This is a genomic window from Paenibacillus sp. PSB04, from assembly GCF_025809195.1.
Taxonomy (GTDB): domain Bacteria; phylum Bacillota; class Bacilli; order Paenibacillales; family Paenibacillaceae; genus Paenibacillus_AQ; species Paenibacillus_AQ favisporus.
This window is the reverse complement of sequence record NZ_CP081301.1, coordinates 185,509-198,744: the sequence shown is the minus strand read 5'-3', so window position 1 is coordinate 198,744 and position 13,236 is coordinate 185,509. Positions and strand designations below refer to the sequence as shown.

Annotated in this window: 12 protein-coding genes; 7 read left to right on the top strand and 5 right to left on the bottom strand. The window is 54.6% G+C overall.

The window, feature by feature from the left end; translation table 11 throughout:
• Positions 1-8 precede the first annotated feature (8 nt).
• Positions 9-1,256, bottom strand: coding sequence for an MFS transporter (locus K2F33_RS00935; protein ID WP_263880762.1), 1,248 nt, complete (start codon positions 1,254-1,256; stop codon positions 9-11).
• Positions 1,257-1,354: 98 nt separating this feature from the next.
• Between K2F33_RS00935 and K2F33_RS00930 the strand changes: the two genes are divergently transcribed.
• The gene (locus K2F33_RS00930) at positions 1,355-2,776 is read left to right on the top strand and encodes a MocR-like pyridoxine biosynthesis transcription factor PdxR (protein ID WP_263880761.1); all 1,422 of its coding nucleotides are present in this window, start codon (positions 1,355-1,357) and stop codon (positions 2,774-2,776) included.
• Between the two features lie 85 nt (positions 2,777-2,861).
• Here the strand turns inward: K2F33_RS00930 and K2F33_RS00925 are convergent, their stop codons facing one another.
• Entirely contained in the window at positions 2,862-3,521 is a 660-nt protein-coding gene (locus K2F33_RS00925) for a peroxiredoxin-like family protein (protein WP_263880760.1), read from the bottom strand.
• Between the two features lie 109 nt (positions 3,522-3,630).
• Positions 3,631-4,599 (bottom strand): helix-turn-helix transcriptional regulator, encoded by a 969-nt coding sequence (locus K2F33_RS00920; protein WP_263880759.1) that lies wholly within the window; start codon positions 4,597-4,599, stop codon positions 3,631-3,633.
• Positions 4,600-4,728: 129 nt separating this feature from the next.
• On the opposite strand from K2F33_RS00920, the gene K2F33_RS00915 reads away from it, so the two are divergent.
• Together K2F33_RS00915 and K2F33_RS00910 are read left to right on the top strand one after the other, a co-directional pair.
• Positions 4,729-5,649 (top strand): aminoglycoside phosphotransferase family protein, encoded by a 921-nt coding sequence (locus K2F33_RS00915; RefSeq protein WP_263880758.1) that lies wholly within the window; start codon positions 4,729-4,731, stop codon positions 5,647-5,649.
• 76 nt (positions 5,650-5,725) lie between these two features.
• Positions 5,726-6,490, top strand: a complete 765-nt coding sequence (locus K2F33_RS00910; protein ID WP_076173306.1) for an AAA family ATPase — start codon at positions 5,726-5,728, stop codon at positions 6,488-6,490.
• Between the two features lie 52 nt (positions 6,491-6,542).
• Here K2F33_RS00910 and K2F33_RS00905 read toward each other — a convergent pair whose 3' ends face one another.
• On the bottom strand, positions 6,543-7,775 hold the full coding sequence (locus tag K2F33_RS00905) for a cytochrome P450 (protein ID WP_263880757.1): 1,233 nt from the start codon (positions 7,773-7,775) through the stop codon (positions 6,543-6,545).
• Between the two features lie 227 nt (positions 7,776-8,002).
• On the opposite strand from K2F33_RS00905, the gene K2F33_RS00900 reads away from it, so the two are divergent.
• Both K2F33_RS00900 and K2F33_RS00895 read left to right on the top strand, forming a co-directional pair.
• On the top strand, positions 8,003-8,524 hold the full coding sequence (locus K2F33_RS00900) for a PadR family transcriptional regulator (RefSeq protein WP_263880756.1): 522 nt from the start codon (positions 8,003-8,005) through the stop codon (positions 8,522-8,524).
• Positions 8,525-8,626: 102 nt separating this feature from the next.
• The gene (locus K2F33_RS00895) at positions 8,627-9,481 is read left to right on the top strand and encodes a GNAT family N-acetyltransferase (RefSeq protein WP_263880755.1); all 855 of its coding nucleotides are present in this window, start codon (positions 8,627-8,629) and stop codon (positions 9,479-9,481) included.
• A gap of 41 nt (positions 9,482-9,522) precedes the next feature.
• Here the strand turns inward: K2F33_RS00895 and fabV are convergent, their stop codons facing one another.
• Positions 9,523-10,716: an enoyl-ACP reductase FabV gene (fabV, locus tag K2F33_RS00890; protein WP_263880754.1), complete on the bottom strand. Its 1,194-nt coding sequence runs from the start codon at positions 10,714-10,716 to the stop codon at positions 9,523-9,525.
• A gap of 281 nt (positions 10,717-10,997) precedes the next feature.
• On the opposite strand from fabV, the gene K2F33_RS00885 reads away from it, so the two are divergent.
• Entirely contained in the window at positions 10,998-12,074 is a 1,077-nt protein-coding gene (locus K2F33_RS00885) for a M42 family metallopeptidase (protein ID WP_412973959.1), read from the top strand.
• A 129-nt stretch (positions 12,075-12,203) separates the two neighbouring features.
• Positions 12,204-13,037 carry an MBL fold metallo-hydrolase gene (locus K2F33_RS00880; protein ID WP_263880753.1) on the top strand — a complete coding sequence of 278 codons (834 nt, stop codon included), beginning with the start codon at positions 12,204-12,206 and terminating at the stop codon, positions 13,035-13,037.
• The last annotated feature ends 199 nt before the right edge of the window (positions 13,038-13,236 follow it).

Here is a 13,236-nt window from a genome sequence, read left to right as displayed (position 1 = left end):
GCGGTTTCCTATTCGGATAGATCCACCCTCTTTGCAGGAGGGGCTGCCTTTGAAGAGGCCCTATTCTGTGCTTGAAAAGGAGCCACGAACCATTGAACGACGATGAGCGCCACCGTTACTCCCATCAAGCCGTAAATGGCAAACGAAAACGGACCTGCGGCATCATGGATGAGGCCGATGAGAAAAGGTCCGGCGGCCCCGATCAAATAACCGGCGGATTGCGTCATGGCGGCCCATGATGCGGCTTCGTGGCTGGTTGCGGCTGCGTCCATCGGGAGGAGCAGGCCCAGCGCAAATAAAGTTCCGCTGGCCAGGCCGATTATGGCCGCGGCCAGCCAGGGCAGAGGCGAGAACAGCAGGATCAGGCCGGCCAGCTGCGTCACCGATGATACCCAGAGCCACAGCAGGCGGGAAGGGTAGCGCCGCAGCAGCCGCTGCAGGATCGTACCGGCCGGAATCTGCGTGATGGCAAAGATGGTGAGCATGACGGCCGCTTCCGACGAGGTGTATCCCAGGCTTTGCATCACGGGCGGCAGCCAGGCGAGGAGGGAATAGAAGCAGGCTGCCATAAGGCCGAAGTGCAGGGTGAGCAGCCATGCTTTGGGATTCCGCCAAGGCAGGCTGGCAGATGGGACTTCGCCAACCTTTCGCGGACCGGAACGGCTCCCCCGGTGCAGGGTCCACCAGACGGCGGCTCCGGCCGCCCCGAGTGCCGACCATACGGCTAAGGCGGCTTGCCACGATTGGGAGTCCGCCTGCAAGGGGAGGGACAAGCTCGAAGCGAGCGCAGCCCCGAGAGACAAGCCGGCCGAGTAGACGGCGATCATTGCAGAGACGCTGCTGGGAAAATGCTGCTTAATAAATCCGGACAGCAGGGGACCCATGGCTGCAATGCCAAGCCCGGCAATCAGGGCGGTCAGCAGCAATACGCCGGCCGAGTGCACGAACAGCCGCAGAATCGTTCCGAATCCGATGAGCACGAGGGACCAGCGAATCACGCGCTCAGTTCCTACCCGTCCAGCCAGCTTGGCCGATACGGGGGATAACAATCCCATGCACAGCACAGGGATGGATGTCAGCAGGCTTGCCGCTGCGGACGACATGCCCAGGTCGTCCCGGATGAGCGCGAGCAGCGGGGATACCGAGCTGATAGCAGGGCGCAAGTTCAAAGCGGCCAAAAAGAGAGCGGCGGTCATGAGGCCGCCATGGGTTGGTTTTGGAGACCGATACATAGGCGTCACCTTCCTTCCATTCATTGCAAAATCCATCCTACCATGCTAGATTGGCTGTAATAAGCACCACTCTGGAGTGATTTTGAACATACCAATTTGCAAAGGAAGGGAGTGAGCCCGTATTGGTACAGGACCCTACAGGCGTGCAGGCAGCAGACACTAAAACGAGACAAATCTACTCCCTGCTCAGGGAACGGATTTTCCAGGGACAATATTTCGCGGGTATGCGCCTGCCGTCGAGCCGGGAGCTGGCGCAGGAACTCGGTGTGTCACGCACGCTGGTCGTCAGCGTATATGAGCAGCTGGTAGCGGAGGGGTATTTGGAAGGGCGGCTCGGATCGGGGACGTATGTGGTCGATTTGGAAAACAGGAAGCCTGCAAGATTCGTGAAGTCGGATCAGAACTTTCATTTCTCCCGGGAACAGCCTGATGACGGTTATGGTTTCGACGGAGTCGATTTCCGGCCGAGCTTTCCGTCGATGGAGCATGTTCCGCGCAAAAAGTGGCGCGAGGTCGCCCACAAGGTATACGACCAGCTGGACGACCGGGAATACGGATATGCCGGTCCCGCGGGGCACTGGGGGCTGCGCCTGCAAATATGCGAAATGCTGCTGAATACGAAGGGCATCCTATGCGATCCCGAGCAGGTGGTCGTTACGGCCGGTGCGACGCAGGCCATCACGCTGGTGTGCAAGCTGCTGCTGCAGCCGGGAGAGACGGTCATCTCGGAGGACCCGACGTCCACGTTCATCCATGGGATTTTTCTGACGGCCGGCGCGGACATTGTACCGGTACCGGTGGATGCCCATGGGCTGCGGGTTCAGGATATTCCCGGCCAGGCCCGGCCCCGCCTTGTTTTTGTCACGCCGTCGCATCAGTTTCCGTTCGGCAGCATCTTATCCATCGGGCGGCGGATGGAACTGCTGGAGTATGCGCGTAATACCGGCTGCTTCATTATTGAGGATGATTATGACAGCGAGTTTCGGTACGCGGGTATGCCAGTCCATGCGTTAAGGGAGCTGGATGCGGAGCGGGTGATCTACATCGGCACCTTCAGCAAAAATCTGTTCCCGGCGCTTCGCATCGGCTATATGGTTCTGCCGCGGGATTTGGTAGCGCCTATGGAAGGGATCAAACGTCTTATGGATATGCATACGCCTACGCTGGATCAGGCCGTCCTGGCGCGGTTTATCGCGGATCAGCATTTGCAGCGCCATGTCACCCGCATGAAGCGGGTATACAGCCGGAGAAGAAAGCTGTTGATCCGCAGTTTGAGCGAAACGTTCGGGAACCGGATTCAGGTGAGCGGCGACGCCGCGGGCCTTCATTTGATCGCAGAATTTTCAGGGCATATTTTTGACGAGGAACGGGTCCGAGCATTAGCGGAAAAGGGTGTCCGGGTCTATCCGGCCGAAAAGTATGCCATTGTGAAGGGGAGGTTCGAGGACCGGCTGATTATGGGATTCGGCGATGTAGCCGAGCCGCAGATTTCAGAGGGGGTTCGGCGAATTGCAGGGGTGCTGAGGGAACAGGGAGAACAATGAAACAGCCCGGGAATGACTATAAGGTCGTTCCGGGCTGTTTTTTTGTAAGGCGTGAGCGTCTCTAAACTCGCCGGATAAGCTTCCGTTAGATGCTTTCCGCGAATTGCACCACTTCCTCCGGCTCAGCCCGGGTCCGATAATCCGGATCTACACTCGCATAACGGATTACGCCCTGCGGATCGATGACGTAAGTGGCGGGCACGGGAAGCTCCCACGAATCGTCACCGTTGAATTGGTCCAGGGGAAAACCGAGTGACCGGTACACCTGCTGCAGGTCTTCCGCCAGCCGGAAGGTCAACCGGTATTTCTCCGCCACCTTGTTATGCAGGTCGCTTAGAACATGATAACCGAGTCCGTTTTTTTCCTGCATGGACAAGGAGTGATCCGGCGTTTGGGGACTAATGGCCAGCAGCCTGGCTCCAGCCTCATGAATGCGGTCCAGAAGCCGCTGGTAGGCCCTTAATTCCAAATTGCAGAACGGGCACCATTCTCCGCGGTAAAAGGTCAGAATGACCGGACCGTGCGCAAGTTCTTCAGATAACGTAACGGGGTCACCTGTCTGATTGCTTAACGTAAAATCGGGTGCGTTATCTCCAACCATCAGGCCGCGTGCGGCACCGGATGTGCGTAAGTCCTCGACGGAGCGCTCGAACGCTTCGGTAACGGCTGCGGGCAGCACTTCCAGGCCGTGCCGGGTTGTTGCCGCCAGTTCGTCATTCAGCTTCCATTGGGGCGAATCGGACATATCTTCACTCTCCCTTGTCGGATATGCGCTCATCATATCGTCACCGGGGAATGAAGCACTACCAGTAGAAGGAGCCAGGTGCTGGTTGGCGGGATTTTTTTGTGAGGCGTTACGGTTTCCTGATCAGCGTACCCGGGTTCATGCCGTACTTCCCGCGGAACGCCTCGGCAAAATAACTGGGATTGGAATAACCGACCGACAAGGATACGTCGATGACGCTGGCATCAGGCTCTTGAAGCAGGTGGTATGCCGTTTCCAGCCGTGCCTCCCTCAAATAGCCGAATACGGTGCTGCCGTACAGGTCCTTAAAGCCGGTCTTCAGCTTGAATTCGTTCAGGCCGATGAGGCGGGAGAGCTCCGATAAGGATGGCGGGTGGCTCATTCGATCCAGTATGATTTCCCTCGCCCGTTCCAGCTTGGACAGATCCGTTCTGGACAGGCCGGAGGGCCTCTGGTCCTTGCCCAAAAGCATCGAACGGAACGCGTGGGACAGCAGCTCCAAAATTCGGCACTCCATTTCTAAGCTCAGGGAATCCGGCCGGGCAGAGGCTTCCATCATCTGCTGCAGGAGGTAGGCCGAAGCAGGATCATAGGCTTCCTGGAACACCCGATATGGCAGCGTTCCGATAATCTGATGAAAATCCACGGCCCGGGTGCCCTCGCCATTTTCCATGAAATGATGGAAGGCGGTGACGGGAATGGCGATGCTCATCATTTGAAACGGCTGATTTTTGGAAAAAGGCATGCGGGCTTCCGCCGGGTTGGCAAACTGGAGGCTCCAGCTGCCCGGCTTCATCTCGAACTCCCTGCCGGACACCTCAACCCTCCGGTAGCCTTGAACACAGCAGCTCAGCTCGACCATCGGCACCTGGGTGTGCAGGGCTACAGTATAGTCATCGTTCAAACGAAAATCGACTGCCGCCACCCCTAGATCCTGCCGGGGAGCCAGTCGCTGCACCGTTCCTTCTCCCATCCATGAATGAAGGCTCATGCGTTCGTACCGGCGCCCTGATGAACCATGCATCTGCAATCCGTCAAAGAACTGCCTAAAATTGTGGTGAACGTCAGGCAATGCCATTTCCTTTGCACCCATTTCCTGTATATTTGTGATACCATTATACGGCTATAGCGTTGGGATCTCTATATGGTGGATGGGTGTGGAGAAGAGGAGAACAACGTGATAACGGATGGACAGAGGGGGAGAGGGATGGAACTGATCGAGGAGCGGATTCGGAAGTTACTTGCCGAAATCAGGGAGCAAGTTGGGTATGACCGGGCTGAGCCGCTTGAGAAGGGATTTTCGGACGCGCGGAAATTTGTGTTGTATCAGGCGGATACCCCGGTGTACCTGCTTCGGATACATGAAGGAAGCATGTATTTCAGACAGCGGATGGAGTTCGAACTGCTCCGAAAGCACGAAGCGAATCAGGTCCGCTGCTCCAAGCCGCTGGTGGCGGAGCTGGTTGGGCATCTTGACCTCTGCTATTTGCTGCTGTCCTACATCCCTGGCGTTAGCGGGGATGAAGTTTTGCCCGGATTAGCGCCGGAAGCTCAACTTCAGCAGGGGACGGCGGCCGGAAAAGAGTTAAGAAAGATCCATCAGGTCACTCCTGAGGTCCCTATACACTGGGCGGCGCGGCGTGCAGAAAAATACAGGCAGAAAAGGGAGAAGGTTCGGGAATTGGGCCTTCGCTTTTATCGGCAGAACGATTTGGAGAAATACATAGACGACAACCTGGGCTTGCTTGAAAAGAGTCCGGTAACCTTCCAGCATGACGATTTTCACCCCTCCAACTTGATCTTTCAACATGGATGCCTTGCCGGTGTGATCGACTTTGGCCGGTTTGACTGGGGAGACCCGTGGGAGGAATTTTTCAAACTGCCGAAGTATACCTGCCAAGTCAGCCCGTATTTTGCCAAGGGCCAGGTTCACGGATATTTCCAAGATGGCATTCCGGATGACTTTTGGCCGAAATACAACCTGTTTGTGGCGCTGAACCAGCACGCGACCTTGATCGGGGGCATCCAACATGATAGAGTTCAGGAAACGCTGAAAAAGATCGAGCGGACGATCAACACGCATGACTTTCAAAACGGGGGGCCGCCGGCGTGGTACCGCCTGCAATAAGGAGGACGGGGCGGGCCTCTATGTCGAGGAAGGATTTAAACGTATGATGTTCTGATGGAAAGGAGCAGATCGATTCATGCTGGATGCACGTTCATTATATTTGCGGAGCGTGATGCTGAGGAGAGAGGAAGTGCCGTCCTTTCGTGCGTATCCCTTCAGCCTGCCGGCTGTCCATGACTTTCACAGCTTGTCGTTTCAGCAGCCGGTGACGTTTATCGTCGGCGAAAACGGATCGGGCAAGTCCACCCTGCTGGAAGGGATGGCGGTCGCCTGGGGATTTAATCCCGAAGGAGGCACCATTAATTTTTCCTTTGAAACGATGTCCTCCCACTCGGAGCTGCACCGGTACATGCGGCTCGTGCGCGGCGTCGTCCGGCCGAAGGACGGCTTTTTCTTTCGGGCGGAAAGCTATTATAATGTGGCGACGAATATCGACCAGTTGGATGCGGAGATGAGCTATGGTCCTCCGATCCGGGACTCCTATGGAGGCAAGTCGCTGCATGAGCAGTCCCATGGGGAGAGCTTCTTTGCGACGTTTATGAATCGGTTTGGGGGAAGGGGCCTGTACCTGATGGACGAGCCGGAGGCCGCACTCTCTCCCTTGAAGCAGCTGTCCATGCTGTCGCGGATCCACCAGTTAGTGAAAAAGCGGTCGCAATTCATTATCGCCACGCATTCCCCGATCTTGATGTCGTACCCCCATGCGGAAATTTGGCTGCTCGACGATCAAGGCATGCGCCCGGTGAAGCTGGAGGATACGGACCATTATGTGATCACCCGGAAAATGATGGAGAGCCCGGGGCAGATGCTGGACATTTTGCTGGAGGAGGATCCGGAATAGAAGATAACAAAGCCGCCCCCGATTACCGGAAGCGGCTTTTCACATATCAATCTTAGGCCCGCTTGACCCGCACAGGCAGGCTTACCAGCCCTTGGCCGGCGGCGGAAGGCGTTAAATTCTCTTCCAGCTGGAAGCCGGGAACCGGCTCGATCATCTCAAAGTAATCCATGAACAGCTCCAGCCCGATATTCGCCTCGAGGCGTGCCAGCGGTGCACCCATGCAGAAATGCGGTCCATTCCCGAAGGTCAGATGCCTTTTGGCGTTCGGACGGTGGATGTTCAGGGTGAAGGGGTCCTCAAACACCTGTTCATCCATGTTGGCGGCGCTCATCCAGGCGACGACGACATCGCCTTTTTTTAAATCGACGCCGAGCACGTTGTTATCCTGCTTGACGGTACGGTCCATTTTGGAAATATTGAAGCGGTAACGCAGCATTTCCTCCACGGTGTTTGGCACCAGCTCCCGGTTGGCCCGGACCTCACCGTAAACCTGGTCGTTATCGTACAGGAACGAATAGAACGAGTTGGCGAGCAGATGGCTTGTCGTTTCTACGCCAGCGCCGAGCAGGAACATCGTGGTGCGGACGATCTCGTCATCCGTGAACCGTTCTCCTTCCACATCAGCCTGGATCAGATCGGAAATAATGTCATCGCCGAGCTGGGATCTTTTCTGAACAATATAAGGAAAAAGGTAAGTATAGTACTCTGTGGCAGCCTTGCGCTTCAATTCGCCGATTTCGGCTGCCTTGTCTTTGTTATACGGAAGAAACAAGGTGTCTACCCACTCTTTGAACAGCAGGCGGTCTTTGGAGGGCACCCCGAGCAGATCCGCCATCACAATGACGGGCAATGCGCCGGTAAAATCCTTGACCACGTCGATGACCGGAGCATCTCCCATCTCATCTAGCAGTTGACGGACGACTTCGTGAATCCGCGGCTCCCACAGCTTCAGGCTTCGCGGCGTAAAAGCGGCGGACAGCAGGGAACGGCGTTTCCGGTGCTCCGGCGGATCGGCATTGATCGTGTTGATTTTGTCGTTTCCCCGGCCTTCGTCATTGTCGGCGCCGACGCTGATCGTCGTCCGCGTTCTCACGCTGGAGAAATACTCATAGTCGCTGAGCACCCGTTTGACATCGTCGTAGCGGAATACGTTCCAGGTATTTGTGGTTTCATTGTAACTGATCGGCTCGTTCTGCAGCTTGTCCCGGTACCAATCGTACGGATTGAATTCTTCGGATCGTGATCGGAACTGGGTGATATCCGCTAAAGCAATGATTTCTTGCATTCCATTCCCTCCCGTGTTGAAGAATAGTAGGTGACTTCATGCTTAAAATATCATATGTTAATTTAACATATTGGCCGAAGGGGAGCCACTGCCCAACGCCCCATGACTTTGGGTGCAGTAGGAAATGCGGAGTTTGTCGGAATTCGTTGAAGAACGATATCCGAATTGGTATGCTATTAAATACATAAACCCGGACAGCAGTCAAATCAGACGAGAGGGCAGGATCTATGTATATCGACTTACTCATTTTAATCCAGATTGAAAAATCCCCCAAACACGGGTACGAAATCAAAAAAGAGATCCAAAAAGACCTCGGCTATTTGATGGATGTGAATCATAACCTGCTGTACCCGGCGCTGCGCCGATTTACGTCGGAAGGGGCCATTATCCGAAAACGTAATGAGCAGGAAGGCCGGCCCAGCCAGTACGTGTACGAAATTACCGATGTGGGCAGGGCAAAAATCGCCGAGCTGATCAACGCTTTTACCGAAAAGGACGCCAAGCATGAAATTGAGTTCATGATCCGGGTATCCCTGTTTGACCGTATTTCCCGTGATAATCGGCTGAGGATTCTGGATATGCGCAAAAAGGATCTCGAATCCCTCTTGGCTGGCATTCAGCAGCGCCAGGAAGGAAGCGTGGCTCATGACATGTTCCTGAATGAGGTTCTTCAGCAAACGATATCGCGGGTTGTAGGGGAGATCCGCTGGATCGACGAGCTGATTCGTAAGACGATGAGTGATGAATGAAGAAATTATAGGACATACCTTCGGGAAGATCAGAGGCCACAATTGGGGCAGGGCAGATATCCTGATAACTTTAGATTATTTGGTAAAAAAGGGTGGGGGCGTGTGAATACCGAAACCATAGCGGACATTCTCGGGTTGGTTGCCTATATCTCGCCACAAGCAAGGGATTATGTGAAGCTGGCTGTCCGGAATGAAAAGCTTGATGTTATCTATCATAAAGCAACAGAGCGGGAACATGGTGTTTTTTGTATCGCCGAGGATGATCAATGTGTTATTGCATATTGTTCATTCATACAGGAAACGGATTCTGATGCCCTCCTTGATCTCATTGCAAATACCATGACTCCCTACCTTCAGCAGACTGGCACCAAAGAGCTGTGTTTCAATTTATACGGAGAGAACGTACGGGCGATTCATTTTGTCCGTCAATTGGGCTTTCAAACGGATATGGAGGGCTATCATTTGTACTATGACAGGCCTCATGAACCCGATCTATCCAATACGGATCTCATCGTAAATACATATGAAGCGAGTATGTTGACTCCTTTGGCCGACTTATTTGACAGGGCATACGCCGCATTGAATGCAGAAAACGGCTGGCCACTGGACGAACACCGCATGAATATAAGTTTGTTTCATAAGAGGTTGGAGGATAAGGTCCGAAATGATGAGTTTCGTTCGTTTTGGAAAGAGGGAACTCTGATTGGGGCTTATATTATTTCTGGTGGATATATCCAGGACATCGTTGTAGCACCGGATCAGCAAAACCGCGGATATGGCAGTGCCATCCTTACTCATTGCATCCGGCATATGATGGGTAAGCAGACCCCAAGAATCTATTTGCGCATCGCCAAAACCAATCAGGGTGCCAAAAGGCTGTATGAGAGGCATCAATTTAAAGTAGTGTCTAGCTTTGCGGAACATACCTGGAGAGCAACAAAAAAGGATAGCGTATAAAAATCCAAAGGCAGCCGGTTCTCACCGGCTGCCTTTTTTTCTTACCTTGCGTTTAAAAGGGATACGTCCGGATTCGTGTCCTTGGTGTAGTCGATGCCGTCCGTTTCAAATCCGAACAGCTGGAAAAACTCGCGACGGTACTCTTTCAGATCCGTCAGCTCATATACATTATTCGTTGTGACCTGATCCCAGATCCGGGCCACTTCCTGCTGGACATCCGGACGCAGTTCCCAATCGTCGATGCGGATTCGGCCCGCCTCGTCTACAGGTGTTCCGCCCTCGTGGTACAGCTTGTCGGCAAACAGGCGGTACGACTGCTGGATCGTATTTTCGTGGATGCCCTTTTCTTTCATCACTTTATAGAGCGCGGCGATGTACAGAGGGAAGACCGGAACGGCAGCAGCGGACTGGGTGACCAGGGCTTTGCTGACAACGACGAAAGCTTTTCCGCCTAAAGCGGACAGCTCACGGGTCAGCCGCTGCGCGGTTGCCTCCAGATCCTCCTTGGCTTTACCGATGGTGCCTTCCCGGTAAATGGCCCGGGTAAGCTCCGAGCCGATATAGGAGTAGGCGATGGTCATCGCCCCGTCGGCCAGGAGGTTCGCCTGCCGAAGCCGGTCGATCCAGCGCTGCCAATCGGCTCCACCCATCACGGCGATCGTTTGGCCGATGTCGTCACCTTCCGCCGGTTCGGTCGTGACTTCGTCGGTCACTTCGCCGGTATGAAAGTTCACGGCCTTGCCGGTGAAGGGCGCTCCGATCGGCTTCAGGACCGAGTTGTACGTCTTGCCGCTGTCCGGGTCGGTACGCCGGGACGAAGCTACGCTGTACACGACGAGGTCCACTTGGCCGAACTCATTGGCAATCGTGTCCATGACGCGGTCCTTCGTCTCATCCGCAAAGGCATCGCCTGTAATGCTGACGGATGTCAAACCGGCTTCAGCGGCCCGCCGCTCAAAAGCCGCCGAATTGTACCAGCCCGCCGATGCGGTCCGTTTATCCCGGCCGGAGCTGGGTCGGAAGACGCCGATGGTGGCGGCTCCCGCCCCAAAAGCGGCGGTGATCCGGGCCGACAGGCCGTACCCTGTGGAGGCTCCGATAACCAAGACCCGTTTCGGGCCGTTCAATTTAGGCTGCTGCTGTATGTAATTGATCTGCTCCTGGACCTGCTCGGCACAGCCTTCCGGATGCGCCGTCGTGCAGATGAAACCGCGTGTTCTGGGTGTAATGGTCATAGGGAGTGCGTCCTTTCTTTGCGAAGATAAGTCTAGAAATATTGTACCTCTCTTGTTTTGAAAAGAAAAACGGGTGTCATCCAGTAAGCGTGGAAGTGTATGAACAATCATCGTAGACGCGTAGGCTCGAGCCGGAGAGTGCAAAGGGAATGCCCAAAAAGCAATTTCCCACGCCAAGGGAGGTAATTGACTGGTGAGGGCGAAGCAATATACGAAGAAATATGGATAAGTTCGTCCGAGATCTATCCTTTTTAAAACGCAGATTTGGAGGTTGAATAACCATGATGGATGAAATGACGCAGCGAATGAAGGTATTGACCGAGTGCGACGGGGTGCCCGGACATGAAGGCGCCGTCCGCGCCCAAATGAAAAGCTATCTTGAACCGCTCAGCGAGGAGCTGGTTATGGACCGGCTCGGCAGCGTGTTTGGGGTGAAAACCGGCCTTGCCGGAGGACCTAAAGTCATGCTTGCCGGCCATCTGGACGAGATCGGTTTTATGGTCACCCAGATTACGCCGAAGGGATTTCTGCGTTTTAACCAGCTGGGCGGCTGGTGGGCGCATAACGTTCTGTCCCACCGGGTGAAAGTAAAGACGCGCAAAGGTGAATACATCGGCATCATCGGCTCCAAGCCGCCTCATGTGCTGGAGGCCGAGGAGCGGACCAAGGTCATGAAGCTGAAGGATTTGTATATCGATATCGGGGCCAAAGATGAAGCGGACGCCAAGGACATGGGGGTTCGTCCGGGCGACTGGGTCGTACCGGTAAGCGATTTCTTTACGATGCGAGATGGCGAGCTGTGGGCGGGTAAAGCGCTCGACAACCGCTCCGGCTGCTCGCTGGCGGTCGAAATCCTGTCCCGTCTGCAGAATGAACAGCATCCGAACGTCATTTATGCGGGAGCGACGGTGCAGGAGGAAGTAGGTCTCCGCGGTGCGGGAACGGCCGCCAACCTCATCCAGCCGGACGTGGCCTTTGCGCTGGACGTCGGTATCGCGCATGACACACCGGGCAGCGAGTCGAACCCGATGAAATGCAATATGGGCGGCGGACCGCTGGTGCTCATTTTTGACGCTTCGATGATTCCGAATACCGCCCTGCGGGACCTTGTAATCGACACGGCGGAGGAGCTGGGCATTTCCGTGCAGTTTGACGCCATCACCGGCGGCACGACAGACGGCGGCCGGATTCATACGAGCGGCATCGGCTGCCCGACGCTGTCCGTGGGATTTGCCACGCGATACATTCACAGCCATAATTCCGTGATGTCCAAATCCGATTTCAGCCAGGCAGCCGACCTGCTGACAGCGGTGATCAAGAAGCTGGACCGCGAAACGGTGGATAAGCTGATCGGGTAAGGCGGTGGAACGCGTTATATACTATAAATCCGGAAGACTACCATTTGATCCGTGATGGATTTTATGTGGAGTACAGCGATTTTAATGTGTATCGTTATGCGAAGAAAATCAACGAGGAGTGGCTGGGTTATGATTCAATTTTCCAATGACCGGATCACCGTGTTTCAAAGCGCCTTGTTTCAGACCACTTCTACTGTCATTCAGTTGAACGAGGGCATTCTGATCGTGGATCCGAATTGGCTTCCCGGCGAGATCGAGGAGATCAAGGAATACGTTGGCAAGGTTCGTGGGGATCGGCCATGCTATCTGCTGTTTACCCACGGAGACTTCGACCATATTATCGGTTACCGTGCTTTTCCAGGGGCGGTCACAATCGGAAGCGAGGGCCTGAAGCGCCATCCGAAGAAAGAGCATAAGCTGCGCCTAATTCGCGATTTTGACGCGACTTACTATGTTACCAGGGACTACCCGGTGGAGTTCCCTGAGCTGGATATCGTGATTACCAGGGATGGCCAGCAGGTGCCGATCGGCAGTGATACGTTGACTTTCTATTTAGCGCCGGGACACACGGCGGACGGTCTGTTTACTGTTATCGACCCGCTTGGTGTATTTGTGGCCGGAGACTATTTATCCGATTTCGAACTGCCTTTTATTGAAGATAGTGCACGATCTTATGAGCAGACCTTGCATATGGCCGGCCGGATTCTGAAGGAGCATGCGGTGGAGTGCCTGATTCCTGGTCACGGTCAATACACGGCTGATCTTCCAGAGATGGAGCGGAGAGTGAGCATGGCGCTTGATCATATCGAGCGGTTGAAACAGGCGGTGCTTGCGGATGACCGGGAAGCGCTGGAACGGCTGCAGCAGGAGCACGGATTTGTGTCTGAGTCGACCATCGCGAGTCATGAGGAGAATGTCAAAATCATTCGACGAGAATTTGGGGGAACAGAGTTCGAAGGATGAGATATAAGTTTTGGAACGGTACTGAATGTAGGGGATTCGCAAAAGGGGCATAGTAAACGTGCCCCAAGGGCCATGTAGAGGAACGATGAAACAACGGTTTTCGTTGAGAAGGATGTTCCTTTTGACTAAAATGGAATAAAACGTAAAGCGTCAGACATCATCGGTATGTTCTGATGCTTTATTTTTTGAGTGGGGCTAA